Raw genomic sequence first — 26,152 nt, 5'->3', positions numbered from 1 at the left:
TCCCGTTAGAGTGGTGCGATGCGGTACGAACTTGTCATCTTCGACAACGACGGCGTCCTGGTCGACAGCGAGCCGATTTCCAATCGGATCCTCGCCGACTACCTGACCGAGCTCGGGCATCCCACGACCTACGAGGACTCGATCCGGGACTACATGGGCGCCGCCGTGCACCGCATCCATGACCTGGTGATGGAGCGGTCCGGGCAGACGCTGCCCGCGGGCTTCAACGAGACCTTTCACACCAGGGTCTTCGACGCCTTCCGCAGCAACCTGCAACCGGTGGCCGGGACCAGCGCCGTACTGAACGGACTGGTGGAGCGTCAGATTCCGTACTGTGTCGCCTCGTCGGGGAGCCATGAGCGGATCCGGGTGGCGCTTCGGACGACCGGGCTCTACTCGTACTTCGGGGAGGAGCGGATCTTCAGCGCGCAGGACGTCGGCCGTGGCAAGCCCGAGCCGGACCTCTTCCTGTACGCGGCGAAGTCGATGGGCGTATCTCCCGAGCGCTGTGCCGTGGTCGAGGACAGTCCGCTGGGAGTTCAGGCCGCGGTGTCGGCCGGGATGGATGTGTACGGGTTCGCGGCGATGACCGCGCCCGCCAAACTGGCTGGCGCCAAGGCCCTGTTCACCGACATGTCGGAGCTTTCGCGGCTACTGGGCTGAACGCCACGGCAAAAGAGCCAAGGGCTCGCGTCCAGGGGATACCCATCAGTAGTCCCGGGCCCTACGCTCCACCCTCATGGACGCACGCTTGCGGCACGGCCGGGCCTCGCTCGCCGTCAGCTTCTTCGTGCAGGGGGTGGTCTTCGCACTTCTGGTGACCAGGATCCCTGCTCTGCAGGATCGGTACGGCATCTCGAACGCCCTGTTGCCGGTCTTCCTCGCCGCGGTTCCGATCCTGGCCGGTGTCGGAAGCGTGTGCACCGAGCAGCTGGTCAAACGGGTGCGCCCGACCGTGTTGCTGCGCTGGGTCCAGCCGGCGGTCTGCCTCGCGTTGGTCGGGGCGGGATCGGGGAGTGCGCTGTGGCAGTGCGCGGTCGCCCTGGCGTTGTTCGGGATCACGGTCGGTGGCCTGGACGCCTCCATGAACATGCTGGGGGTCAGCCTTCAGCACGCGTACGGGCGCAGCATCATGCTCGGCTTCCATGCCGCGTACAGCCTGGGCGGCATAGCCGGAGCATCGCTTGCCTGGGTGGGAGCGCATTGGCATCTGTCGCTTGCCGCGCTATACGGACCGACGGTCGCCGTATTGATACCGGTGGCCGTCGTGGCCGGTCGGTGGTTCGTGGACCAGGAACTGGACGGCGCCGCAAGGGGAGTTGGGGAGGGTGCGGGCGGCTCGATCGGGTTCCGGCTGCTGCTGCCGTTCTGTCTGGTGATGGCGTTCGCGTATATAGGGGACTCGACGGTCTCCAACTGGAGTGCCAAGTACCTCCAGGACACCCTGCACAGTTCCGAGCAGCTGGCCACCGTTCCCTACAACGTATATATGGTGACGACCCTGCTCGGTAGGGCCGTTGGTGACCTGGGGGTACGGAGGTTCGGCGCCGTCGCGGTCGTACGGTTCGGGGCGCTGGTCGCGGCGGGCGGGTTCGTGGTGGTGGCCATCGCGTCCGGGCCGTGGGTCGGGATGGTGGGCTTCACCGTCCTCGGTCTCGGGCTGTGTGTGATCGTGCCGCAGACTTTCGCCGCCGCCGGACGGCATGCGTATGAGCGGCATGGTGCGAGTGTTTCCGATGCCGCGATCGCCAGACTCAATGTCTTCAACTACGTGGGTTTCCTGGTGGGTTCACCGCTGGTGGGGGCTATTGGCGACGCGTGGAACTACCGGGGGGCGATGCTGGTGCCGATGGTGCTGGTTCTCGCGACACTGCTGTATGCCCGCTCGTTCGCGGTGAAACCGGACCGATACGGTGTGGGGCATGAGCGGGCGCGGGCAGTTGATGTGGGATGACGCGGTAACCGGATACAACTTCGGGACCGGCCATCCCATGGACCCCGTGCGGCTCGCGTTGACCAGGTCGCTGGTGGAGGCGTTCGGGTTGACCAAGGGCATGCGGGTGGTCGCGGCCCCAGCCGCGGGCGAGTCGACGTTGCGGCTGGTGCACCGGCCGGACTACATCGAGGCGGTCCGCCGGGCCTCGGCCGACCCGCGCGGCGCGGAGGTCGAGTACGGGCTGGGCACCGCGGACGACCCGGCGTTCGCCGGGATGCACGAGGTGTCCGCGCTGATCGCGGGCCAGTCGGTGGGCGCGGCGGAGGCGGTCTGGCGGGGCAACGCCGATCACGCGGTGAACTTCGCGGGCGGGCTGCACCACGCCATGCCCGGTTCGGCGTCGGGGTTCTGCGTCTACAACGACGCGGCGCTGGCGGTGGCCCGGCTGCTGGAGCTGGGTGCCGAGCGGGTCGCGTACGTGGATGTGGACGTGCACCACGGGGACGGGGTGCAGGCGGCGTTCTGGGATGACCCGCGGGTGCTGACGGTCTCGCTGCACGAGCATCCGCGCACCCTCTTCCCGCAGACCGGCTTCCCCGAGGAGACCGGTGGCGAGGGCGCCGAGGGCAGCGCGGTGAACGTAGCGCTGCCGGCCGGTACCGGGGACGAGGGGTGGCTGCGGGCGTTCCACGCGGTGGTGCCGGAGCTGCTGGCGGCGTTCCGGCCGCAGGTGTTGGTCACCCAGCACGGCGCGGACACGCACTTCGAGGACCCGCTGGCGCATCTGGCGGTGAGCCTGGACGCACAGCGGATGGTGGCCGAGGCCTGCCATGAGCTTGCGCACCGGCATGCCGACGGGCGGTGGGTGGCGCTGGGCGGCGGGGGCTATGCCGTGGTTGAGGTCGTGCCGCGGTCGTGGACGCACCTGGTGGCGCTGGTTGCGGGCGCGCCGATCCCGCCGGAGGCGCTCACTCCCGAGGATTGGCGGCACGAGGTCTACCGGCTGACCAGGCAGGGCGCCCCGATGCGGATGACGGACGGGCGGCAGCCGGTGTGGCGGGGGTTCGACGAGGGTGGTTACGACCCGGCGGACCGGCTGGACCAGGCGGTGCTGGCGACCCGGCGGGCGGTGTTCCCGCTGCACGGGGTGCTGCCGTAGCGGCCCGGCCGGGGCGCATGCGCGGTCCCGTACCGCATCTCGGCCCATGTCGGGGGGATTTACCGGCACGTCGGTGTGCCGGGTGGGGCGACGGGCCACCATCGAGGGCGTGTTGAGTGCCGAGGCGCTGCGTGCGCACCTGGTGGCGGCTGGGCTGGCCGGTACGGTGGCGACGTCGCGGGAGAAGAGTCTGCGCAGTTACCAGCTGTTCGCGCAGCGCGATCCGAGATTCCTCATCGGGCTTGATCCCGTGGGGAGTTGGACGCCGGACGAGTTGCTGCGGCTGATGGCGGACCGGTGCGGGGTCTCGCCGGATCCTGGCCACAGGTCAGGACGGGAGGTGATCGATCCGGACCGCACGCTCGCCGCGCTGGACGCTCTCGCGGACCGGCTCGCCAGGGCGGCCCGGGCGCGGGCCCCGGTGTTGCTGGGGACCGGTCATCCACGTCAACTCCTCGATTTCTACGCCGGGTTGGCGGCCGGACTCTCGGCGGCGGGGTGTCCTGTGCTCACCCCCGCGTATGGTCGATGTATCGACATCTCGACCCAGTTTGGACTACGTACCCACACCCTCGACTACGTACACGGGGTCGCGGTGGTGCGTCCGGCGGGTGGGGATCACAGTGGGGGCGCGTCGGCCGCGCACTGCCACTCGCCGCTGCCGGTTCGTGCCGCCCTGGCGGCCGCGGTGGCGGGGGACGGGCCGCTGCCGTCGCTCGTGGTCGGGGACCATGGTTGGGTCTGCGGGGCAGGTCAGCTGGGTATCGAGGCAGTGGGGCTGGCAGATGTGAATGATCCGGCGCTGTTCGTCGGGGAGCGCGAAGGGCGGGTGTCGGTCGTGGTTCCGGTTGATGACGCTGCGCGGTCTGGCTACTACCGGCCGCTAACTCGCTATGTACTCAAACGGGCCTGTCTGTCACAGTAGGCAACCGAACGGTACTCCTCTTCCCCACTTGCCTCACCCGCACCTAATCTGGTGGTGAGTGCACGTGCGTGTAGGAGTCGTCGGAGGGGAAGCCGACGGCCATCATGTGCGGAAGGTCCAGGTGTTGTCATGGCCGCTGACCAGAGGCCTTTGAACGAGGTCGTGTTCCTGACCGTGGCTGAGGTGGCTACGGTGATGCGAGTCTCCAAGATGACCGTGTACCGGCTGGTGCACAGCGGTCATCTGCCAGCGATCCGGGTGGGCAGGTCGTTCCGGGTCCCAGAACAGGCCGTCCACGACTACCTCAGGGAGTCTTTCGTAGGGGTGGAGTCGGCCTAGCCGACGCCACCGATCAACTCGGGCGCAACCCGGATTACGCCCGCCGCTATTTGGCGGGTAGTCTTGGCCGACGTAGGTCGTGTGGGCTCGGACGCCCCGCACCGAGTGATTCCAATCATGAGCGAGGGTAGTCGTGGGCTCTGTCATCAAGAAGCGCCGCAAGCGCATGGCCAAGAAGAAGCACCGCAAGCTGCTCAAGCGCACGCGAGTGCAGCGCCGTAACAAGAAGTAGGCGGGCCTCGCGTTCGCTTCGCTGCCCTTCGGCCGCCGCCAGTACGGCGGCCGGAGGGCAGCGGCATATCCGGCGGCGGTGGCATATCCGAGTGGCACCTGTATGGGTTCCCGGCAGAACGCCCTGGAGCGCTGAACGGCCATCACGTGATCGCCGGAGATGGCCGGACTTCGACACCTGACAGTGTGGGCGCCGTCACTTCCCGCATTCTCCGGTCATCACAGCGCAATATCGAACCGATACGGTGGCCAGAACAGCCGGGTGAGAAGGGAAGGCTTCGATCTTGGGCAAGGTCGTGCTCGTCACGGGAGTGGCTCGTCGCCTCGGTGGTCGGTTCGTCCGGCGCGTTCAGCGGGAACCGGGTATCGACCGGGTGATCGGTGTGGACGCCGTACCACCCGAACATTCGCTGGGCGACGCGCACTTCGTACGGGCCGACATCCGGCACCCGATGATCGCCAAGGTGCTCGCGGAACACGATGTGGACACCGTGGTGCACATGGACGTCAACGGCACGCCGCTGGGCCGCTCGCGCGGCCGGGGCAGCCGTTCGGCGGTCAAGGAAACCAATGTGATCGGCACGATGCAGTTGCTCGGCGCGTGCCAGAAGGCCCCTTCGGTGCGGCGCCTGGTCGTGAAGTCCACGACCAATGTGTACGGTTCCGCGCCGCGGGATCCCGCCGTTTTCACCGAGACCATGCCGGCCAAGTCGTTGCCCAGCGGTGGCTTCGCGAAGGACGCGGTCGAGGTCGAGGGGTATGTGCGGGGCTTTGCCCGGCGCCGTCCCGATGTGGCGGTCGCGGTGCTGCGGTTCGCCAATATCCTCGGGCCGGGCGCGGACTCGCCGCTCGCCGAGTATTTCTCGCTTCCGGTGCTGCCGACGGTTTTCGGCTATGACCCGCGGCTGCAGTTCGTGCACGAGGACGATGTCATCGGGGTGCTGCTGGTGGCGTCCCAGGAGCCCGGTCGCGGCACGCTCAACTCCGGCACGTTCAACATCGCGGGCGACGGTGTGCTGCTGCTGTCGCAGACCGCCCGGCGGCTTGGCAAGCCGACCGTGCCGGTACTGCTGCCGACGGTGACCTGGGTGGGTTCCGCGCTACGCAGTCTGGGGGTCAGCGACTTCTCGCCCGAGCAGATCCGGCTACTCACCCATGGCCGAGTGGTGGACACCACACAAATGCGTGAGACGCTCGGATTCACCCCGAAATTCACCACCGCCGGTACGTTCCGCGATTTCGCGGCCAGCCGCGGTCCCGGGCTGCTGCCGCCGGAGCGGCTCGCCCGCGCGGTAGACCGGGCCGCCGCGGTGCTGCCCGCCGGGACGCCCCGATGAACGGTCCCCGCCCGAGCGACGGCCGCGACGCCAACACCCCTGAGCCCCACGAGCCTACGAGGAGGAGCGGATCCATGGCGGACGCCAAGGTCATCCCGTTCGACGAGGACACGCGTGCGCGTCGGGGGGCGCGGGCTTCCGATCCGGCAGGGGCACGGGGTGGCTCCGGCGAGGGCGGTGGTGGGCGACGGGCGGCGAGGAGTCCCGGTTCGCGGCGGAAGGGCAAGCCGGGGCTGGCGGCGGTTGCGCCGGAGGGCGACGAGGTGCGTCGGGGGAAGCGGCCGGTGGTCGTCGAGGCGGCCGAGCAGGAGCCGCGGGAGGTTCCGGTGCCGGAGGACGCGGACGCGCGGAGCGGTGCCGCTGGTGAACTGCCCGCTTCCCTCGGCGCGTTGACGGACGCGCTCGGCGGGGCCGCGGACCGGTTGCTCGGCGGTCGTTGGGACCGTCGGGTGGCGGGCGGACTGGCGTTCCTGCGGCGCAGGATCACCGGCGACTACGAGGTCGACGAGTTCGGGTACGACGAGGAACTCACCGACCAGGTGCTGATGTCGTTGCTGCGGCCGTTGTTCGACTCGTACTTCCGGGTCGAGGTCAAGGGCGTGGAGAACATCCCGGCCGAGGGCGGGGCGCTGGTGGTGGCCAACCACTCCGGTACGTTGCCGCTTGACGCGTTGATGGCCCAGGTCGCGGTCCATGACCACCATCCGGCCGGACGGCACCTGCGGTTGCTCGCGGCGGACCTGGTGTTCGTGCTGCCGGTGGTCAATGAGCTGGCGCGCAAGGCGGGCCATACGCTGGCCTGCACCGAGGACGCCCAACTGCTCTTGGAGCGGGGCGAGATCGTCGGGGTGATGCCGGAGGGCTTCAAGGGGCTGGGGAAACCGTTCTCGGACCGGTACAAGTTGCAGCGGTTCGGCCGTGGTGGGTTCGTGTCGACGGCGCTGCGCACCGGGGCGCCGATCGTGCCGTGCTCGATCGTCGGGGCGGAGGAGATCTACCCGATGGTCGGCAATGCGAAGGTGCTGGCGCGGCTGTTGGGTTTTCCGTACTTCCCGCTGACGCCGACGTTTCCGTGGCTGGGGCCGTTGGGGATGGTGCCGCTGCCGACGAAGTGGACGATTCAGTTCGGCGAGCCGATCGCCACGGACGGGTACGCGCCGGAGGCGGCGGATGATCCGATGCTGGTTTTCAATCTGACGGATCAGGTGCGGGAAACGATTCAGCACACGCTGTACAAGTTGTTGGTGCAGCGCCGCTCGGTCTTCTTCTGACCCCGCGGCCCCTGCGCCTTTCCTTTGAGCACAGGCCTTTGCTGTTGTCCGCCTGCTGGCCGTGTCGCGTCCCTGGACGCTCCGGGACGGGACTGGTCCTGGGGGCCCGCTGGTAGGGCCTTGCGTCCGCCTCCCGCTGGGGGAGCCGGACACAAAGCCCTACCAGTGTTTCTACTTGCTGGTGTCGGTGCCGTTCAGGCCCAAGCCGGGCAGGCCGGGGAGGCCTGGGAGCAGGGGCTGGGGGCTGGCTTCCGGTTGAGGCTTGTCCGAGCCCGTGCTGCCGCCGACTGGCGAGGGCTGGCCCTGGGGCGGGGTCAGCAGGCCGGGGCCGCCCAACAGCCCCTGGTTGCCCGGGGAGTCGGAGCTGGACGGGGGCGTGTTGCCCTTGGCGCCGACGCTGTCGTCGGACTGGGGTGCCGAGCCGGAAGTGGGCGTCGACTCCTGGTGCAGGGAGTCGTGGTGGGCGCCCGCCGCGGGCTTGCCGGTGCGCCGGTCCCTGGCGGTGCCGTTGGGCGCGGACGGCAGCAGGTGCTGCAGCGGCGCGACTTCCTGGTCTATGGCGTCGAAGACCGAGCTGACCTGTGTACCGACCCGGTGCAGCTGCGGTGGGAGCTTGTCCCGCAGCTGGCTCCACATCGTCCGGTGCGCCTGGGAGAACGCGTTGAGCGTCTCGATGGGCGCGAGTGAACCGTCCCGCTGGTAGGCGCCGCTGAGCAGGTCGTGCCCCTGTGACACCTCGTTGTGCATGCCGGTGAGCGCGTTGCCGACCTCGCGCACCGACTCCGCGTCCAGTGGACCGGAACGACCGCGCTCCAGGAGGCGACGGGCCTCCTGCATCCGCGTCGAGGCCATGTCCAGCAGCACCTTGCCACGGGCGGCGTCATCGCCGGTCATCCCGAGCCGCAGGTCCTCCATGCCGCGCTTGAGCCCGTACAGCGTGTCGCCGGGCAGCGCGTCGGTGCTCGCGGCGGCGATACCGCTGAACGCCCCCGCCGCGACCCCCACGGTCAGCCCGCCCGCGGCGAGCCGCCGGGACCAGCGTGAACGGGGCCGTAGCCGCCGCAGGTTGACCGGCTGACCGGCCGAGCCGCCCGACGCCCGTTGCTCGGGCACCCGGCCCGAGGTGTCCAGGGAGCCGTCGGCCAGGGCGGCCTCCATGGCCGCGATGAGCTGTGCCCGCTGGACCATCTTGACCTCGGGGTCCAGCTCCGGTCTGGGTACGTCGGCGAGCGCCTCCGCCATGGCAAGCAGCCGACCCTGTTGCGGATCGGCGTGCCGGTCCGCGGCGTGGGCCGCGCGTTCCGGTGTGGCTTCACGGGTGTCCGCCGACTCCAGGGCCTGGGCGAAGGCGTTCGCCCGCCGGTGCGCCGTTGCTTGTCCGATCACGGGCGGCACCTCCTCTCGTCATCACCTTCGACTCCCCGAAGTGGCCGAAGGGTTGCGCAACTTGAGCACATCCACCCGATCGAGTGATCGGGGAACGTTCGTGCGCGACCGTGGGGGGTCTGCATCCCTTGCAACGAGCGCCGCGCCAGCCGGGTTACGCGGCGCCGGTCGCCCGCCCCGCCGGGTCAGCCGACGGCGCCGCGTCCGCGCCGGGGAGCAGTGGTCACCGTGCGTCGTCCGGCAGCAGCCGGGCGAGTGTGCGTACCGCGCGGTACTGGAGTGTCTTGATGGCGCCCTCGTTCTTGCCCATGATCCGGGCGGTCTCGGCGACCGAGAGGCCCTGGAGGAAGCGGAGCGTCACGCACTCCTGCTGCTGCGGGTTGAGCTTGCGTACCGCCTGCAACAGGGCCTCGTTGGAGAGCGATTCGAGGACGGAGTCCTCGGGGCTGCGCTCCACCTCGTTGGCGTCGAGCATCTCCCCGGTGGTCACTTCCAGTCGGAAACGGCTCGACTTGAAGTGGTCCGCGACCAGATTGCGGGCGATCGTGACCAGCCAGGCGCCGAAGTCGCGGCCCTGCCAGGTGAACGTGCCGATCCGGCGCAGCGCCCGCAGGAAGGTCTCGCTGGTGAGGTCCTCGGCGGTGGCCTTACCGCCCACCCGGTAGTAGATGTACCGGTAGACGGTGTCCGAGTAGTGGTCGTACAGCCGCCCGAAGGCCTCGGTCTCGCCCGCCTGGGCGCGCTCGACCAGTTCCATCATGCGCAGGCTGTCGCTGTCGGCGGGGGGGCGCCGGGACGAGGCGCCGGTGCCCGTGCCGACGGTGCGGGTGCCGTTGCGTTGGGCGGGGTTGCCGGTGTGGCGGGGGGTTCGTCTGCCGGCCAGCGGGCCGGAGGCCACGGGGGTTCCGCCGACCGCCGTGGCGTAGACGGGTACGTGCGTGGGTACGGGGACGGCGTACGCGGGGACGGCGTACGCGGGGAGGACCAGGCGCAGGCGGTGGGCCACCTGTGCGCGCAGCGCGGCCAGGCCTGAGGCGTCAACCCCGACGAGTGGGTACACGGGACTCCCAGAGGCAGAACTTCCATCACGTGCAGTACGGGACCGTTCACCCGTCGTAGGGACGCGTGGGTACCGGTGTGCGTCTGAGGAGAATAACGCTTCGTGCAGACGACGCTACACCGAGTTGCTGAATTCGTCGGTTCCGCCCACTCCGTAACCAATTGATGATCGATCAAATATCGAACCAGATGGGGAAGTTGACCGATTTCTTTCGTCGATTGTGCGCTTGGAGGGCGTGTTGTGGCTTGGCGTCAGTTGTGCGACTGACGGGAGCCTGGAGGGGGTAAGAAGAGGGGAATGCCTGCCCGTAGTTGGTTTACGGTGATCAGGGCGACAGATGGCGACGCTCAGTGACGACCGGCGCCTTGTCGGCAGGCCGGAGTGCCCCGGGGCGTACCCGGGGTGGGAGTTCAGCGACGGCGCCGGTGCATGGCGACCGCTGCCGCCGCGCCGCCCGCCACCGCGCCGATGCCCGCCGCCGCGGGCAGCCCGATCCTGGCCGCCTTGCGGCCGGTGCGGTAGTCACGCAGCCGCCACTCGTGCTCACGGGCGTACCTGCGCAGCGCGCTGTCCGGGTTGATGGCGTACGGGTGGCCGACCAGCGAGAGCATCGGAATGTCGTTGGAGGAGTCGCTGTACGCGGCGCAGCGGTCGAGGTCCAGCCCGCGCGCGGCGGCCAGCGCCTTGACCGCCTCGGCCTTCGCCGGGCCGTGCAGCGGCTCGCCCACCAGACGGCCGGTGTAGACGCCGTTCACCGACTCGGCGACGGTGCCCAGCGCGCCGGTCAGCCCGAGCCTGCGGGCGATGATGGTGGCCGTCTCGACCGGGGCGGCGGTCACCAGCCAGACGCGCTGGCCCGCGTCGAGGTGGGCCTGGGCGAGGGCGCGGGTGCCCGGCCAGATCTTCCCGGCCATGTACTCGTCGTAGATCTCCTCGCCGATGGCCATGAGTTCCTCGACCCGGTGGCCCTTGACGATGGACAGCGCGCTGTCGCGGGCGTCCTGCATGTGCGCCGGGTCCTCGGACCCGGCCAGCCGGAACCAGGTCTGCTGCCAGGCGAAGCGCAGCAGGTCGCGCTTGTGGAAGAACTTCCGCTTGTACAGGCCGCGACCGAAGTGGAACAGCGCGGCGCCCTGCATCACGGTGTTGTCGAGATCGAAGAAGGCCGCGGCCGTCGGGTCGCCCACGACCGGGAACGCGGTTTCGGGCCGAGCCTGTTGTTCGACGGGCGGCGGTGTCGCGTCCTTCTCGGGCATGGCCAGCGCGGCCTCGGCGGCGGCCTCGCCCGCAAGTACGCTGCGCGGCGTGGCCGAGTGCCTACGCGAAGGGAGCCATCCAAGCAGTGCCGCCATAGGGCGAGCATAGCCACTGTGTTCGGACTGAACTGGACCGGCTGGGTCCGGTCATATGAACTCTTCGGGTCTGGCGTGTAACAGGGGGCACAATGTCATGAATGAGCCCGCTTATCGGCCGCAGTGCCCGCAAGAAGCCCCCGCACGAGCGCACCGTCACGCTGATCGCCAAGCCCGGTTGCCATCTGTGCGACGAGGCGCGCGCGGTGATCGAGAAGGTCGCCTCGGAGCTGGGCGCCTCCGTGGAGGAGCGTGACATCACCCAGGACGAGGAGTTGTACCGCAAGTACTGGGAGCAGATCCCCGTCGTCCTGGTCGACGGCGCGCAGCACGATTTCTGGCGGGTGGACGAGCAGCGGCTGCGACGGGCGCTCGGCGCTTAGCGTTCTGACCGTTTCTGGGGGTGGCGTCCGGCCCCGCGGTGGCGGCCGGGTCGTTTCGGGCGACACGTCCCGGAGGCTCCGCGGTGGGGGACCGTTTCCGGATGGTTCCGTCAAGGTCGCGTATTCGATTACCATCTAGTGGTTTTTGGCCGTCGGGGGCATACGTAGGAAGGTGGGCGCGTGCTCCCGAGGCTCCAGGGGGCGGCGGTTACCCACGGCAGTGGGCTTGCGGGGTACGCCGTGGTCGACGTCGAGGCGACCGGCTCCAGTTCACGTCGCCACCGGGTCATCGAGCTGGCCGTCGTGCAGTTGGACCGCGACCTGCGGGTGCAGGGCGAGTTCAGCACGCTGGTGGACCCCGAGGGACCGGTCGGCCCCACCCACATCCACGGCATCGAGCCGGACGATCTGCGCACCGCGCCCCGCTTCGCCGGCATCGCCGCCCGACTGCTCGGCCTGCTGCGCGGCCGGGTGCTGGTGGGCCACAACGTGGGCTGCGACCGGGCGTTCCTGGCCGCCGAGTACGCCCGGCTCGGTGTGGAGCTGCCGTCGATGCCGCAGGCGTGCACGATGCGTCTTGCGGAGCGCCACGCTCGGTCACCGCGCGGCCTGTCGCTGCGGGCCTGCGCCGAGGACGCGGGGCTGCCGGGCTGGCCGCAGCACACCGCGCTGGGCGATGCCCGCACGTGCGGGCGGCTGTTCGCGCGGTACGCCCCCGGTATCGAGGCGGAACTGGCCGAGGCGGCGGCCGTGGAGTGGCCGCGGTTGCCGCATATGACAGGGGTGGAGGCGCCGTGGATCGGGCGCCAGGGCCGCTCCAGGGCCTTGGAAGAGAACGTTCCGGGGCGGCGAATGGTTTCGTTTGCGGGGAAGGGAGGCGCGTGATGCCCGTCACTTCCCGCGGACAAAGCGGACACCATCTTTGTGCACGCGTTCACAAAGACATAGCCTGGCGTATACGGGGCGGCCCCATGAACGGTGGTCGTCCGCAGCCCAGCTCTACCCGCAGGAGCATCGTGGCAACTGGCCGAACTCACCGACCGGCGACCCGGAGCCGAGGGATTCCCGAGGCCACCGTCGCCAGGCTTCCGCTGTACCTGCGGGCGCTCACCGCTCTGTCCGAGCGGTCCGTCCCCACGGTCTCGTCGGAGGAACTCGCCACCGCGGCGGGGGTGAACTCCGCGAAGCTGCGCAAGGACTTCAGCTACCTCGGCTCGTACGGCACCCGCGGTGTCGGCTACGACGTCGAGTACCTCGTCTACCAGATCTCCCGCGAACTCGGCCTCACCCAGGACTGGCCGGTGGTGATCGTCGGTATCGGTAACCTCGGCGCCGCGCTCGCCAACTACGGCGGCTTCGCCTCCCGCGGCTTCCGGGTGGCCGCGTTGATAGACGCCGACCCCGCGCAGACCGGCAAACTGGTGGCCGGGCTGCCGGTGCGGCACACCGACGAGCTGGAAGAGATCGTCGACCACAACCAGGTGTCGATCGGCGTGATCGCCACCCCCGCCGGCGCCGCCCAGGAGGTCTGCGACCGACTGGTCGCCGCGGGTGTGACCTCGATCCTCAACTTCGCGCCGACCGTGCTGTCGGTGCCCGACGGCGTCGACGTGCGCAAGGTCGACCTGTCCATAGAACTGCAGATCCTCGCCTTCCACGAGCAGCGCAAGGCCGGTGAGGACCTGGGCGAGGCCGTGGCCGCGGCCCGTGGAGCCCTGCCCAAGACGGCCGCCGAGGCCGTCGACCGTCCGGGACCTGACGGGGACGTTCCCGCCGTGATGCCCGCATGAGCGAGCGCAGCGAGCGAACCGTGGAAAGGCGCGTCCCGGACGAAGCCCGGCCCGAGCGAAGCGAGGGTCGAGCATGAGTCTCCTGGTCGTAGGCCTGAGCCACCGCAGCGCACCGGTCAGCGTGCTGGAGCGGGCGGCGCTGAGCGCGGACGCGAAGGCCAAGCTGCTGCAGGACACGCTCGCCGCCGAACCGGCCGCCGAGGCCGCGGTGCTGGGCACCTGCAACCGCATCGAGCTGTACGCGGACGTGGACAAGTTCCACGCCGGTGTCGCCGAACTGTCCACGCTGCTCGCGCTGCACAGCGGTGTCGGGCTCGACGAGCTCACCCCGCACCTGTACGTGCACTACGAGGACCGGGCGGTGCACCACCTGTTCTCGGTCGCCTGCGGCCTGGACTCGATGGTGGTCGGCGAGGGCCAGATCCTCGGCCAGATCAAGGACGCGCTCGGCCTCGGCCAGGAACTGCACACCGCGGGACGCACCCTCAACGACCTGTTCCAGCAGGCGCTTCGGGTCGGCAAGCGGGCGCACAGCGAGACCGGCATCGACAAGGCGGGCCAGTCCCTGGTCACCTTCGGCCTCGACCAACTCACCCGGGACATCGGCGAACTGCCCGGCAAGCGGGCCCTGGTCGTCGGCGCGGGTTCGATGTCCTCGCTGGCCGCCACCACGCTGGCCCGCGCCGGTGTCGCCGAACTCGTCGTCGCCAACCGGACGTTGGACCGCGCGGAGCGGCTGGCCGCCTCCCTCGGTGGACGCGCCGTACCGTTCGCCGACGTCTCCCGCGAACTGTCCGCAGCCGACGTGGTGGTCTCCTGTACCGGCGCCACCGGCCTGGTGCTCGACCGGGACGCGGTGGCCGAGGCGCTGGGGCAGCGCACCGCGGGCGGCCCGTTGGGGCTGCTGGACCTGGCCATGCCGCGCGACATCGACGGCGCGGTGCACGACCTCGACGGTGTGCGGCTGGTCGACATCGAGGACCTGGCCGCGGCAGCGGCCGACGCCCCGATGGCCGCCGACGTGGACGCGGTGCGGCGGATCGTCTCCGCCGAGGTGGCCGCGTTCGGCGCCGCGCAGCGTGCCGAAAGGATCACTCCGACCGTGGTCGCGCTGCGCACCATGGCCGCCGACGTGGTCAGCTCCGAACTCGCCCGGCTGGACGGGCGGCTCCCCGACCTGGACGACAAGCAGCGCGCGGAGATCACCCAGACCGTGCGCCGGGTCGTCGACAAGCTCCTGCACGCGCCCACCGTGCGGGTCAAGCAGCTCGCGGGCGAACCCGGTGGCGCCGGGTACGCGGACGCGCTGCGTGAACTGTTCGACCTCGACCCGCAGGCGGTCGCCGCCGTCAGCCGGGCCGACACTGGCGACCCGAATCGAGACCGGGCATGAACGACAAGCACGTACCCCTGAGGCTGGGCACGCGGCGCAGCAAGCTCGCGATGGCCCAGTCCGGCCAGGTCGCCGAGCGGGTGAGGCAGTTGACCGGCCGACCCGTGGAGCTGGTCGAGATCACCACCTACGGCGACACCTCCCGGGAGGCGCTGGCCCAGATCGGCGGCACCGGTGTGTTCGTCTCCGCGCTGCGCGACGCGCTGCTCGCCGGTGAGGTGGACTTCGCCGTGCACTCGCTGAAGGACCTGCCCACCGCCGACCCCGAGGGCCTGGTGCTGGCCGCGGTCCCGACCCGCGAGGACCCGCGGGACGTACTGGTGGCCCGCGACGGGATGACCTTCGAGCAGCTGCCGGACGGGGCCCGAGTGGGCACCGGCTCGCCGCGCAGGATGTGCCAACTCAACGCGTGGGCCCGGGAGTTGGGCCGCCGCGTCGAGACCGTGCCGATCCGCGGCAACATCGACACCCGGGTCGGGTACGTCACCTCCGGCGAGCTGGACGCCGTGGTGCTGGCCGCGGCCGGGCTGAACCGTATCGGCCGGTCCGACGTGGTGACCCAGCACCTCGACACCGACGTGGTACTTCCCGCTCCCGGACAGGGAGCGTTGGCCATCGAGTGTTCCGCCGTGAACACCGAGCTGGCCGAGGCGCTCGCCGCGCTCGACGACCCGGTCACCCGGGCCGCCGTGACCGCCGAGCGATCCCTGCTCGCCGCCCTTGAGGCCGGCTGTTCCGCCCCGGTGGGCGCGCTGGCCGACGCGGGCGAGCACGAGCATGTAACCGAGCTGCGCCTGCGCGGTGTCGTCGGCACGACCGACGGCGCCGAGTTGGTGCAGATGTCCGCCACCGGCACCCTGCCCGCATCCCGTGAGGAGGCCATGGCCCTCGGCCGCGGCCTCGCCACCGAGATGCTGGCCAAGGGCGCGGCCGGTCTGATGGGGGAGCGAGCACTTTGAGCCCCACCGCCACGCACAAGCCTGCCGCAGGGCACGTCACCTTCCTCGGTGCCGGGCCCGGAGACCCCGGGCTGCTGACGTTGCGCGCCGTAGAGGCGCTGTCCGAAGCGGATGTCCTAGTCGCGGACCCGCGGGTGCTCGACGTGGTGCGCCAGCACGCGCGGGCAGCCACGGAGGCACCCGAAATCACGGCGATCGACGGCGCGTTGGGCGCCGCCTCGCACGCTTCCAAGCTTGTCATGGCGTCCGCGAGCAACGGCAAGCGGGTGGTACGAGCGGTCGCGGGTGACCCGGGGCTCGACGGCGGCGCCGCCGAGGAGATGCTGGCCTGCGCCCAGGCGGGCATCCCGTTCGAGGTGGTGCCCGGTGTCGCGGCGGCGGTCGGGGTGCCCGCGTACGCGGGTGTGCCCATCGGCAGCGACGTGCGCTTCATCGACGCCGCCAGCGCCGACACCCGGTCCTGGAGTGAGGCCGGATCCAGCGACTCCACGCTGGTGGTCAGCACCACGCTGGAGGGCGTCGCGGGCAACGCCGCCGAGCTGATCGCCGCCGGCCGCAAGCCGGACACCACGCTCAGCGTCACCGTCGCGGGCACCACCACCCGGCAGCGCACCTGGACCGCCACCCTGGGCACCATCGCCGCCGAACTGAAGGCCACCAAGGCGCTGCCGTCCGCGGAGCCGGGCCAGTCGGCGATAGCCGTGGTCGGCGAGCGCACCGCGGCCGAGCGGGGCCAGTTGTCGTGGTTCGAGACCAAGCCGCTGTTCGGCTGGCGGGTGCTGGTGCCGCGCACCAAGGAGCAGGCCGCCTCGCTCTCGGAGCAGCTGCGCTCCTACGGCGCGGTGCCGCACGAGGTGCCGACCATCGCCGTGGAACCGCCGCGCACCCCGCAGCAGATGGAACGTGCCGTCAAGGGCCTGGTCACCGGTCGCTACGAGTGGATCGCCTTCACCTCGGTCAACGCGGTCAAGGCGGTGCGCGAGAAGTTCGAGGAGTACGGCCTCGACGCGCGGGCCTTCGCGGGCATCAAGGTGGCCGCGGTCGGCGAGCAGACCGCCAAGGCGCTGGTGGAGTTCGGCGTCAAGCCGGACCTGGTGCCGTCCGGTGAGCAGTCGGCCGCCGGGCTGCTGGAGGACTGGCCGCCGTACGACCCGGTCTTCGACCCGATCGACCGGGTGTTCCTGCCGCGTGCCGACATCGCCACCGAGACCCTGGTCGCCGGGCTGATCGAGCTGGGCTGGGAGGTCGACGACGTGACCGCGTACCGCACGGTGCGCGCCTCGCCGCCGCCGGCCGAGACCCGCGAGGCCATCAAGGGCGGCGGATTCGACGCGGTGCTGTTCACCTCTTCGAGTACGGTTCGCAACCTGGTCGGCATCGCGGGCAAGCCGCACAACGTCACCGTGATCGCCTGCATCGGCCCGGCCACCGCCAAGACGGCGGAGGAGCACGGGCTGCGGGTCGACGTGATGGCGCCGGAACCGTCGGTGCACGCGCTCGCCGAGGCGCTGGCAGACTTCGGCCGGGCGCGCCGGGCGGTCGCCGTCGAGGCCGGGGACCCGGTCACCCGCCCGAGCGAGCGGCGCCCTGGATCGCGGAGGAGGGCTCGTGGCTGAGTTTCCCTTTCAACGGCCGCGTCGGCTGCGCACCACGCCCGCCATGCGGCGGATGGTCGCGGAGACCCGGCTGCATCCGGCCGATCTGATCCTTCCGGCGTTCGTCCGGGAGGGCATCAGCGAGCCGACGCCGATCAACGCGATGCCGGGCGTCGTCCAGCACACCCGGGACACGCTGCGCAAGGCGGCGGCCGAGGCGGTCGCCGCGGGCGTCGGCGGGATCATGCTGTTCGGCCTGCCGCTGGTGAAGGACGCCGTCGGCAGCCAGGGCACCGACCCGGACGGCATCCTGCAGAAGGCCATCCGCGACGTGAGGGCGGAGGTCGGCGACGATCTCGTGGTCATGTCCGACCTGTGCCTGGACGAGTACACCGACCACGGCCACTGCGGAGTGCTGGACTCCGAGGGCCGGGTGGACAACGACGCCACGCTGGAGCGCTACGCCGAGATGGCGCGGGTGCAGGCGGACGCGGGTGTGCACGTGGTCGGCCCGAGCGGCATGATGGACGGCCAGGTCCGGGTGATCCGTGAGGCGCTGGACGCGGCGGGCCACCAGGACGTGTCGGTACTGGCCTACACCGCCAAGTACGCCTCGGCGTTCTACGGTCCGTTCCGCGAGGCGGTGAACTCCTCGCTCAGGGGAGACCGCAAGACGTACCAGCAGGATCCGGCCAATGCGCGGGAGGCCATGCGGGAGTTGGCGCTGGACCTTGCCGAGGGCGCCGACATGGTGATGGTGAAGCCCGCCCTGCCGTATCTGGACATTCTGCGACAGGTCGCCGACGCGGTGGACGTTCCGGTGGCCGCGTACCAGATCTCCGGTGAGTACTCGATGGTGGAGGCCGCCGCGGCCAACGGGTGGATCGACCGCGACGCGGCGATCATGGAGACGCTGCTGGGCGTTCGGCGCGCCGGGGCCGGGATGATCCTCACCTACTGGGCGACCGAGGTCGCCGTGCGGCTGCGGGGCGTCTGACGGCTCGTTTCCGGTTGCTCGTGGTGGGCGGGTGCGGGAAGTCACCGGTTGAGACCGGTCCTTTCGCACCCGCCCGTCCTTTTGCGGTCGCGCGTGTGTACGCGTTTTCAACCGGCCGTCCGGCTCGCTGAGGCCTATATCCGGCCACCCCGTTAACGACTACCGTCAACTCACCCTTACAGTACGGAAGTTGTAAGGACGTTCGACGGGTGAAGCGCGTGACTGACGTCGAGCGGACCCCGGCTGGAGGTGCGCACCCCGATGACGACGACGGCGAAGCCGCCCGCCCTGGCCGCCGAGGCACCATCCGTCGGCCGCCGGTGCGCTCGGTGCGGTTGCCTGCTCAGTTCGTACAACACCGATGAGCTGTGCGGCGCTTGTACCCGCGCCGCGCTGCCGCCCGCCGACGACGCCCCCCGGGTGCCGGTGCGGGTCTGGGCCGACCCGGAGGTTCGGGAGGCGCTGGCCGCCTGGAACTTCGGGCAGGTCAGCCGGCTGGTGCGGCAGCGCGGTTCGATCCGGCAGGAGGACGTGGCCCAACTGACCGGTCTCAGCCAGGGTTTCCTGTCCATGCTGGAGTCCGGTGCCCGACGGCTGACCAGCATCGACCGCATCGTGGACTTCCTCGACGGGCTCGCCGTCCCGGCCGATCTGGTCCGGGTTCCCAGGCGGCGGCCGGTGCCGCGCAGCGCCCCCACCCCGTCCCCCGCCATCGCGCTGCCCGCGCAGGTGCGCAGGCCGGAGCCGGACGCGCCGTGGACCGCCGAGCACGCCGTCGCCGCGCTCGCCGAGGCCACCGCCGCGCTCACCGCCGGCGGCACCGGCGGTACGACCGCCACCCGGCTGCCGGACCTGTCGGCGTACGCCCAGACCTGGGCCACCGCACCGCCGTACGGGCTGGCCCGGCCGCACCGCACCGGCGCGGACGTGCCCCCCGAACTGATCGACCAGCTCCAGGCCACCACCGACCTGCTGCGCCGGATGGACCTCGAACACGGCGGCGGCTCGCTGGCGCAGGCCGGGTCCGCCCATCTCGCGGTGATCGTCGGCCTGTTGCGCGGTAGCCGCTACGACGAGGCGACCGGTCGGCGGCTCGCCGCGCTCGCCGCCGACGCGGCCGGGCAGGCGGCCTGGTACCAGTTGGACTCCGGGCGCCCGGCCGCCGGGGTGCAGCGGCTGCTGCTCGCCGGGCTGCGCACCGCGCACGCCTCCGGTGACGCCCGGGTCGGCGCGTCGCTGCTGGTGCACCTGGCGGTCAGCGCCTACCGGGTCGACCGGCCGCAGGTGATGGTGGACGCGGTGCGTGCCGGCCAGGAGCGCACCCGGTCCCTTGACGCGCCCGCGCTGCAGGCGGTGCTGCTGGGCTGGGAGGCGCGCGGTCACGCCAAACTGGGCCGCCGCCGGGAGGCGTTGCGCGCGCTGGGGCTCGCCGCCGAACTGTGCATCCGCGGCCGTGGCGGCGACGAGCCGCACTGGCTGCCGCGGATCGAGGAGGGCGACATCCACGCCCAGGCGGGCAGCTGCCACCTCGACCTGGGCGACCACCAGCAGGCGGTCACCTCCTTCGACCTGGCCGCCGAGACGCTGCGCCCGGTGCTGGTGCGCACCCGCGGCTTCGTGCTGGCCAGGACCGCCACCGCGCGGCTGCGGCTGGGCGATCCCCAGGGCGCGTACGAGGCCGGTGAGCAGGCGGTCGAGGTGGCCACACGGATCCGGTCGGCCTGTCTGGACGAGCAGATCCGCGGCCTCACCGATGCGCTGCCGGGGCTGTCCCGCCGTACGTCCGTAAATCGGCCCGGCGCGTAGACTGGACCGCCGGGCTTGCAGGACGGTGGACGGGAGGGCGACCGGTGGCCGCAGAAGGCGCGGGTTTCCGCGAGCCGCCCAGCCGTCTGGTCCCGGCTTCCCAGGAACCGCCCGCCGATCCGCCGGCCGATGTGCTCCAGGAGGCCGCCGCGGCGTTCGGGCTGCTGGCCTCTCCCGCGCGGCTGCACATCGTCTGGGTGCTGGCGCAGGGCGAGTGCGACGTGACCGGTCTCGCCGAACGGGTCGGCGGTGCGCTGCCCGCGGTGAGCCAGCATCTGGCCAAGTTGAAGCTGGCGGGTCTGGTGCGCTCCCGGCGCGAGGGGCGTCGGCAGGTGTACCTGGTGGACGACCCGGACGTGGTGACCATCGTGCGCCTGATGGTGGGGCAGTTGGCCGACCGCGGCGCCGGACGGGGTTCCGGGCGCCGGGAGGGCCTTCGTGGCCTCGGCGCGTAGCGCCGCCGTCCCGGCGGGGACCGAACGCGCCTTTGACCATGTGCCGACCGGGGTGTCCGGGGCCGGTCTCACCCCGCTCGAAGTGCTGCGGCGGCTGGACGCCGGTCCGCGCGGCCTGGTCGAGGACGAGGCCCAGCGACGGCTTGAGCGGTACGGGGAGAACGCGGTGCTGCCGCGGCGACCGGCCGCCTGGGCGTGGCGGCTGCTGGGTACGCTGCGCGATCCGTTCACCGCCGTGCTGCTCGGGCTCGGGGTGATCTCGGCGGTCGCCACCTCGTGGAGCACCGCCTGCGTGATAGCGGTGCTGGTGGCGGTGAGCTGTGTGCTGCGGTCGGCGGGGGAGTACCGCGCCGACCGGTCGGCGGCCTCCTTGCGGGACCTGGTCGCCACCACCGCGACGGTGCAGCGGCGGGCCGCCGAGGAGTCGGCGCCGCTGGTACGGGAGATCCCGGTCGAGGAACTGGTGCCGGGCGACGTGGTGCGGCTTGGCCCGGGCGACATGGTCCCGGCCGACGTGCGGCTGCTGCGCGCCGACGGGCTGACCGTGCACCAGGCGGCGCTCACCGGGGAGTCGGCGCCGGTGTCCAAGCGGGTGCCGGACGCCCCGGCGGAGCTGGCGCGGCCGTTGTTCGACCAGCCGCACCTGTGCTTCGCGGGCAGCAGCGTGACCGCGGGCACGGCCACCGCCGTGGTGACCGCGACCGGCCCCGACACCCACTTCGCCAGCGCCCACCGGGGGCTGGCGGGACGCCGTACCGGGGCGTTCGACCGGTCGGTGAACGGGATCTCCTGGACGCTGATCCGCTTCATGCTGCTGACCGCGCCGCTGGTGCTGCTGGCCAACGCGGTGCTGCGCGGGCGCGGCCTGGAGACGCTGCCGTTCGCGGTGGCGGTCGCGGTGGGTCTCACCCCCGAGATGCTGCCGGTCATCGTCACCACCGCCCTGGCGCGCGGCGCGGCCGAGTTGGCGCGGCGGGTCGGCGTGATCGTCAAACGGCTGCCCGCGCTGCACGACTTGGGCGCGGTCGACGTGCTGTGCGTGGACAAGACCGGCACCCTGACCCGGGACCAGCTCGCCGTCGGCTGCTACCTGGACGCGGAGGGCCGCACCGATCCGGCGGTACTGCACTGGGCGGCCGTCAACAGCCTGTGGACGATCCAACTGGCCGACGTCCCGGCCCCCGACGCCCTGGACGAGGCGATCCTCGCGGCGGCCGAGACCGAAGGCGACGCCGCGGCGGACAGCCATGACTGGCTCGCTTCCGCGCCCGCGCGGCGAGAGCCCGCCTTGTCGGCCGTCCGCGGCCCGGCGGTCGCGCGTGCGGCCTTCACCGATGTCAACGGCGTCGACGTGATCCCGTTCGACCCCGTCCGCCGTCTGGTCACCGCGGTCGTGGCGCGGCCCGACCGGCGCGGCGTGCACACCCTGGTGGTCAAGGGCGCGGTCGAGGACGTGCTGGACCGGTGCGCGATCGACGACGAGACCCGCGCACGGGTGCTGCGGCTGGCCGAGCGGCGGGCCGCGGACGGCCTGCGGCTGCTGGCCGTCGCGCTGGCCGACCGCCCGGCCCGCACCCGCCCGTACACCCGGGCCGACGAGCGCGGTCTGACGCTGCTGGGCATCGTCGGGCTGCGCGACGAACTCGCCGCCACCGCCGACGACGCCCTGGCGGCGCTGGCCCGGCGCGGGGTGGCCGTCAAGGTGCTCACCGGGGACCATCCCGGAACCGCCGCCCGGGTCTGCGCCGAGCTGGGGCTGGCGCCCGGCGAGATCGTCACCGGCGACCGGATCGACGGCCTGGACGACGCACGGCTGGCCCAACTCGCCGCCGGTACGGCGGTGTTCGCCCGCTGCACCCCCGCGCACAAGGCGCGCGTGGTGCGCGCGCTGCGGCGCGGCGGCCACACCGTGGGGTTCCTCGGCGACGGCGTCAACGACGTGCCCGCGATGCATGCCGCGGATGTCGCTCTGTGCCCGCGCGACGCCGTGGACGTCACCCGCGAGGCCGCCGACGTGGTGCTGGCCGACAAGGACCTGACCGTGATCGACGCCGCGGTGGCCGCCGGGCGGCGCAGCACCGGCAACATCGCCACCTATCTGCGGATCGCGGTCTCCTCCAACGTCGGCAACGTGATCTCCATGCTGGCCGCGGGCGTTCTGCTGCCGTTCCTGCCGATGCTTCCGGCGCAGGTGCTGGTGCAGAACCTCTGCTTCGACGTTTCCCAACTGGCCTTCGCCTACGACCGGCCGGACGCGGCGGACAGCCGCCGCCCCGCGGTGCTGCGGCCCTACGCCTTCAGCCGCTACATCACCGTCTTCGGGCTGGTCAACGCCGCTGCGGACCTGGCGACCTTCGCTGTGCTCGCGGTGTTCACCAGCGGCCAGGCGGCCTTCCACGCCGGGTGGTTCACCGAGAACCTGATCACCCAGGCGCTGGTGATGCTGCTCCTGCGCACCGCGCGCGGACCGGTACCCAGCGCTCTGCGATGGGCAACCGGCTCACTCGCCGCCATCGGCCTGCTGCTGCCGCTTTCGCCGCTGGGCGCGGCGCTGGGGCTGGGGGCGTTGCCGCTGGCGTACTACCCGTGCCTGCTGGTGGTACTCGCGGCGTACGGCGCCGCCCTGGCGGTGTGCCGGAGGTCCCGGCTGGCCAGCGGCGGTGCCTGAGCTCCTGGGTTGAGGCCCGCTCGGCACCCGCCGGACGACCGTCGTGGTTGATCGTCGTCGCGGCGGAGACCAAGCGGAGTTCAAGTTGCCCCGCGGCTCAGGCAGTTGCCTCACCAGCAGGCAAGTTGCTCACCCGTAGGACAGGTTGGCGCACGGGTTGTCGTCCGCCGAGCGGGCCTGGCTGGCTTCCTGGGACGAAAGCGCGCTCGGGGTCGGGGAGGACGCGTTTGATGTGCCCGAGGCGGCGGTCGCCGCGTAGTCCTGGCCCAGCACCAGGTTGATGCCGGAGGTCGCGGTCTGCTCCAGCTTCGCGCCCGGGAACAGCTTGGCCAGCGTCTGCGCGCCCTGTAGATGCGCGGCGCCGTACTCGATGATGGTCGTGGGGTGCTGCTGGGAGGTGGCGGTGGCGGTGCCGGTCACGGTGAAGTTGTCGTCCCGCAGCTTCTGCGCGGCCTTGGCGGCCAGCCCGTGGTCGAGGGTGCCGTTGTAGACGGCCACCACGATTCCGGTGCCGGTGACGTCGGAGACGGGGGTGGCGGACGGCGAGGTGGCCGCCGCGGGCTTCTTGCCGCCGCTGGCGTCCTGCCCGTCGAGGGTCCGGTCCGCCTTCAACTCGGCCCACAGCGCGTCCACGTCCGGGTGGACCAGGGCGACCCGCTCGCCCTGGTAACGCCAGGGAGCGGTGATGAACTTGATGTTGTGAAGGTCGATGCCCTTCATGGACATCGCGAACGACAGCAGCTTGTCGGCCGAGCCGAGTCCCGGGTCCACGGTGAGGGACTTGGTCGCCGCGTCGGCCAGCGGCAGCAGCGTCGTCGGGCTGAACCCCTCGCCCTGCACCTTCTTCATCAGGGAGGACAGGAAGGCCTGTTGGCGCTTCATCCGGCCGATGTCCGAGCCGTCGCCGACGCCGTGCCGCAGCCGTACGTAGTTCAGCGCCTGCTGTCCCTGGACGGTCTGCAGGCCCTTGGGGAAGATCAGCTTGCCCTTGTAGCCCAGGTTGGGGTTGAGGTCGCCCTGGTAGACGTTGTTCGGCATGCAGACCTGCACGCCACCGACCGCGGAGGTCATCGCGGAGAAGCCCTTGAAGTCGACCACCATCGTGTGGTCCACCCGGATTCCGGTGAGCTTCTCCACCGTGTTCTGGGTGCAGGCCGGGTTGCCGGACGGTGAGTCGCCCATGGAGAAGGCGGAGTTGAACATCGCGCTTGGCTGCTCCGCGGACCACTTGCCGCCGGGCAGCAGGCAGGGCGGGATGTCCACCAGCGAGTCGCGGGGTATGGAGATGCCGACCGCGTGTTTGTGGTCGGCGTAGACGTGCAGCAGGATCGTGGTGTCCGAGTGGGCGACGTCCTGCCCGGCCGCGCCGCCCAGTGCGCTGTTGCCGCCGGCGCGGCTGTCGGAGCCGATCATCAGCACGTTCTGGCCCGCGGTGTCGGACGGCCGGTCCTTGCTCAGGCCGTTGGCGTCGAACGTGGTGATGTTGCCGTCGAGCTTGAGGTACAGCGCGCCGATGCCCGCCACCAGCAGCACCGCCACCGAGATGCTGACCACGGCGAACATCCGTTTGGGATTGCGCCTGCCCTTGCGTCCGCGGCCTTGCGCCGCCGCGCGTCCACGGCCTCTGCTCTGCGCCGCGCGCCCAGCCCGTCCCCCGGTCCTTGCCCCACGGCTGCCTGTCATACTCACACCCTCGTCTGCACCAACGACGAAAAGAAGACGGTTGCACCGGGGCATTGGTTGCCCAGTTGCGCAACGCGGCGATCAAACGGACAAAGCGGGCCCCGGAGTTACCGGACGGTATCCCAACGGCCTGAGAAGTTCCTGAGGACCCCCGGGAAAGCGGTAACGAGAACCATAGGCCACGCACAGCACGTCTGACCTGGGAGGTGACCGCGCCAACCGCCCTTGTCGGGCGTTCTTACGTGATCAGGTACAGGGTCGGTACGTTTTCTTCACACGCCTCCGCGCGCTCCGCACGCGGAACGCGCGGGTGATATGCCCGACGGCGCAGGTCAGTCCGCCACCCGCGCGGCGGCGAAGGCGGCGAAGTCCGCCCAGGCGGCGGGGCTGAAGGTGAGGGTGGGACCCTCCGGATCCTTGGAGTCCCGAACGTGCACGGCGGCGGGGTGGGCGGCGATTTCGATGCAGTTGCCGCCTTCTTCGCTGCTGTAGCTGGACTTGAACCATTCCAGTGCGGCGTTCATCGCTCTCCTAGCAGCCGGCCCAACAGGCCCTTGGCTTCCTCTGGGTTGAGGGCCTGTGTTCGCAGCATCGCATACTTCTGGGCGAGGACACTCACCTCATCTGGGTCAGAGATGAGCTGGCTGCCACGCTGAGTCTCGACGTAGGCGAGCAGGGCGTGTTCGGGGGTCTCTAGCAGAACGAAGGGACCGGCCAGCCCGGCGTGCGTCTCCCTGCCGAACGGCATGATCTGGAGCGTGAGGCCGGGCAAGTCTGCGCATTCGCGCAGGCAACTCAGTTGGTCCCTGTACACCTCCTTGCCGCCCAAGCGGTCCATGAGGACGGCCTCGGAGAGGATGAAACTGGCTGTTGGCGGGACCTTGCGGTGCAGGATGTCCTGCCGCTCCATGCGAGTGGCAACGCGACGTTCGACCTTCTCTTCGCAGAGGAGGGGGACCCGGCTGCGGAAGACTGCGCGTGCGTATGCCTCAGTTTGGAGCAGACCCGGGATCAACTGGTTCTCGTACGAGGAGATGGCGATCGCCTCCCGCTCATGGTCGATGAACGCCTCAGCCCACACCGGGTACTTCGCCCGCTCCGGCAGATTCCGTACTGCCACCTCCAACGCACCCTTGGTCTCCAACAGTTCGTCCAACTGCTCGGCGAGATCGAGCTTCAGCGGGCGGCGCCCCTGCTCGATGGAGGCGATGGTCTCCTCATGGACACCTAGCCGTTCGGCGAGTTCGCGTTGCGTCAGCCTCGCCCACCTGCGGAACAGCGCCACCTGGGCGCCGACCAGCCGTTCCGGAGTGGCGTTCTTCATGGGCTTCATGCCCGACCAACTCCCCACCCCCACCCGTACGTCACCTCGAACAAACCCGTACGGAAGATCCGTACGGGCTGACGCACTGGTTCCGCTTCGCGGC

The 26,152-nt window shown here is 70.9% G+C and carries 24 protein-coding genes; 18 read left to right on the top strand and 6 right to left on the bottom strand.

Annotated features, from left to right (window positions below; genetic code table 11):
- Nucleotides 1-18 precede the first annotated feature (18 nt).
- From O5O46_RS04550 to O5O46_RS04515, 8 genes are all read left to right on the top strand, one after another.
- Entirely contained in the window at nucleotides 19-663 is a 645-nt protein-coding gene (locus tag O5O46_RS04550; RefSeq protein WP_269853864.1) for an HAD family hydrolase, read from the top strand.
- Between the two features lie 76 nt (nucleotides 664-739).
- Complete coding sequence (locus O5O46_RS04545; protein ID WP_269853863.1) at nucleotides 740-1,954, top strand: MFS transporter; 1,215 nt, start codon at nucleotides 740-742, stop codon at nucleotides 1,952-1,954.
- Nucleotides 1,923-3,095 carry an acetoin utilization protein AcuC gene (locus O5O46_RS04540; protein WP_269853862.1) on the top strand — a complete coding sequence of 391 codons (1,173 nt, stop codon included), beginning with the start codon at nucleotides 1,923-1,925 and terminating at the stop codon, nucleotides 3,093-3,095. Before O5O46_RS04545 ends, O5O46_RS04540 begins: the two co-directional genes overlap by 32 nt.
- A 109-nt stretch (nucleotides 3,096-3,204) precedes the next feature.
- The gene (locus tag O5O46_RS04535) at nucleotides 3,205-4,020 is read left to right on the top strand and encodes a phosphatase (RefSeq protein ID WP_269853861.1); all 816 of its coding nucleotides are present in this window, start codon (nucleotides 3,205-3,207) and stop codon (nucleotides 4,018-4,020) included.
- A gap of 129 nt (nucleotides 4,021-4,149) precedes the next feature.
- Entirely contained in the window at nucleotides 4,150-4,359 is a 210-nt protein-coding gene (locus O5O46_RS04530; RefSeq protein WP_006604741.1) for a helix-turn-helix domain-containing protein, read from the top strand.
- A gap of 133 nt (nucleotides 4,360-4,492) precedes the next feature.
- Complete coding sequence (locus O5O46_RS04525) at nucleotides 4,493-4,591, top strand: 30S ribosomal protein bS22 (protein WP_003948845.1); 99 nt, start codon at nucleotides 4,493-4,495, stop codon at nucleotides 4,589-4,591.
- A gap of 283 nt (nucleotides 4,592-4,874) precedes the next feature.
- Nucleotides 4,875-5,927 carry an NAD-dependent epimerase/dehydratase family protein gene (locus tag O5O46_RS04520; RefSeq protein ID WP_269853860.1) on the top strand — a complete coding sequence of 351 codons (1,053 nt, stop codon included), beginning with the start codon at nucleotides 4,875-4,877 and terminating at the stop codon, nucleotides 5,925-5,927.
- 74 nt (nucleotides 5,928-6,001) lie between these two features.
- Nucleotides 6,002-7,198, top strand: coding sequence for a lysophospholipid acyltransferase family protein (locus O5O46_RS04515; RefSeq protein WP_269853859.1), 1,197 nt, complete (start codon nucleotides 6,002-6,004; stop codon nucleotides 7,196-7,198).
- Nucleotides 7,199-7,369: 171 nt separating this feature from the next.
- Here the strand turns inward: O5O46_RS04515 and O5O46_RS04510 are convergent, their stop codons facing one another.
- The 3 genes from O5O46_RS04510 to O5O46_RS04500 form a co-directional block, all read right to left on the bottom strand.
- Nucleotides 7,370-8,584 (bottom strand): DUF5667 domain-containing protein, encoded by a 1,215-nt coding sequence (locus O5O46_RS04510; RefSeq protein ID WP_269853858.1) that lies wholly within the window; start codon nucleotides 8,582-8,584, stop codon nucleotides 7,370-7,372.
- 223 nt (nucleotides 8,585-8,807) lie between these two features.
- Nucleotides 8,808-9,644, bottom strand: coding sequence for an ECF subfamily RNA polymerase sigma factor, BldN family (locus O5O46_RS04505; protein ID WP_269853857.1), 837 nt, complete (start codon nucleotides 9,642-9,644; stop codon nucleotides 8,808-8,810).
- Between the two features lie 410 nt (nucleotides 9,645-10,054).
- Complete coding sequence (locus O5O46_RS04500; RefSeq protein WP_269853856.1) at nucleotides 10,055-10,996, bottom strand: HAD family hydrolase; 942 nt, start codon at nucleotides 10,994-10,996, stop codon at nucleotides 10,055-10,057.
- A 101-nt stretch (nucleotides 10,997-11,097) separates the two neighbouring features.
- Between O5O46_RS04500 and O5O46_RS04495 the strand changes: the two genes are divergently transcribed.
- The 10 genes from O5O46_RS04495 to O5O46_RS04450 all read left to right on the top strand — a co-directional run bounded on the left by O5O46_RS04495 (nucleotide 11,098) and on the right by O5O46_RS04450 (nucleotide 23,042).
- Entirely contained in the window at nucleotides 11,098-11,379 is a 282-nt protein-coding gene (locus tag O5O46_RS04495) for a glutaredoxin family protein (RefSeq protein ID WP_269853855.1), read from the top strand.
- A gap of 180 nt (nucleotides 11,380-11,559) precedes the next feature.
- The gene (locus O5O46_RS04490; RefSeq protein ID WP_269853854.1) at nucleotides 11,560-12,264 is read left to right on the top strand and encodes a 3'-5' exonuclease; all 705 of its coding nucleotides are present in this window, start codon (nucleotides 11,560-11,562) and stop codon (nucleotides 12,262-12,264) included.
- Nucleotides 12,265-12,395: 131 nt separating this feature from the next.
- Nucleotides 12,396-13,169 carry a redox-sensing transcriptional repressor Rex gene (locus O5O46_RS04485; RefSeq protein ID WP_269853853.1) on the top strand — a complete coding sequence of 258 codons (774 nt, stop codon included), beginning with the start codon at nucleotides 12,396-12,398 and terminating at the stop codon, nucleotides 13,167-13,169.
- A 73-nt stretch (nucleotides 13,170-13,242) separates the two neighbouring features.
- Nucleotides 13,243-14,562, top strand: coding sequence for a glutamyl-tRNA reductase (locus O5O46_RS04480; protein WP_269853852.1), 1,320 nt, complete (start codon nucleotides 13,243-13,245; stop codon nucleotides 14,560-14,562).
- A complete protein-coding gene (hemC, locus tag O5O46_RS04475) occupies nucleotides 14,559-15,521 on the top strand; it encodes a hydroxymethylbilane synthase (protein WP_269853851.1) in 963 nt (320 codons plus the stop codon). Before O5O46_RS04480 ends, hemC begins: the two co-directional genes overlap by 4 nt.
- Entirely contained in the window at nucleotides 15,518-17,137 is a 1,620-nt protein-coding gene (locus tag O5O46_RS04470) for a bifunctional uroporphyrinogen-III C-methyltransferase/uroporphyrinogen-III synthase (RefSeq protein WP_269853850.1), read from the top strand. Before hemC ends, O5O46_RS04470 begins: the two co-directional genes overlap by 4 nt.
- The gene (gene hemB, locus O5O46_RS04465; RefSeq protein ID WP_269853849.1) at nucleotides 17,130-18,113 is read left to right on the top strand and encodes a porphobilinogen synthase; all 984 of its coding nucleotides are present in this window, start codon (nucleotides 17,130-17,132) and stop codon (nucleotides 18,111-18,113) included. The genes O5O46_RS04470 and hemB overlap by 8 nt, the downstream gene beginning before the upstream one ends.
- Nucleotides 18,114-18,374: 261 nt before the next feature.
- Complete coding sequence (locus tag O5O46_RS04460; protein ID WP_269853848.1) at nucleotides 18,375-19,919, top strand: helix-turn-helix domain-containing protein; 1,545 nt, start codon at nucleotides 18,375-18,377, stop codon at nucleotides 19,917-19,919.
- A gap of 86 nt (nucleotides 19,920-20,005) precedes the next feature.
- Nucleotides 20,006-20,374, top strand: a complete 369-nt coding sequence (locus tag O5O46_RS04455; RefSeq protein ID WP_269853933.1) for an ArsR/SmtB family transcription factor — start codon at nucleotides 20,006-20,008, stop codon at nucleotides 20,372-20,374.
- Complete coding sequence (locus O5O46_RS04450) at nucleotides 20,358-23,042, top strand: HAD-IC family P-type ATPase (protein WP_443072376.1); 2,685 nt, start codon at nucleotides 20,358-20,360, stop codon at nucleotides 23,040-23,042. The genes O5O46_RS04455 and O5O46_RS04450 overlap by 17 nt, the downstream gene beginning before the upstream one ends.
- Before the next feature lie 129 nt (nucleotides 23,043-23,171).
- On the opposite strand, the gene O5O46_RS04445 is transcribed toward O5O46_RS04450, so the two are convergent.
- From O5O46_RS04445 to O5O46_RS04435, 3 genes are all read right to left on the bottom strand, one after another.
- Nucleotides 23,172-24,725, bottom strand: coding sequence for an LCP family protein (locus tag O5O46_RS04445; RefSeq protein ID WP_443072375.1), 1,554 nt, complete (start codon nucleotides 24,723-24,725; stop codon nucleotides 23,172-23,174).
- Between the two features lie 332 nt (nucleotides 24,726-25,057).
- On the bottom strand, nucleotides 25,058-25,249 hold the full coding sequence (locus O5O46_RS04440; protein WP_269853846.1) for a DUF397 domain-containing protein: 192 nt from the start codon (nucleotides 25,247-25,249) through the stop codon (nucleotides 25,058-25,060).
- The gene (locus O5O46_RS04435) at nucleotides 25,246-26,058 is read right to left on the bottom strand and encodes a helix-turn-helix domain-containing protein (protein WP_269853845.1); all 813 of its coding nucleotides are present in this window, start codon (nucleotides 26,056-26,058) and stop codon (nucleotides 25,246-25,248) included. Before O5O46_RS04435 ends, O5O46_RS04440 begins: the two co-directional genes overlap by 4 nt.
- Between the last annotated feature and the right edge of the window lie 94 nt (nucleotides 26,059-26,152).

The sequence above is a fragment of the Streptomyces sp. RPT161 genome, from assembly GCF_027533845.1.
Classification (GTDB): domain Bacteria; phylum Actinomycetota; class Actinomycetes; order Streptomycetales; family Streptomycetaceae; genus Streptantibioticus_A; species Streptantibioticus_A silvisoli_A.
Note: the sequence above shows the minus strand (reverse complement) of the source record. Positions and strands in the feature narration are given on the sequence as shown.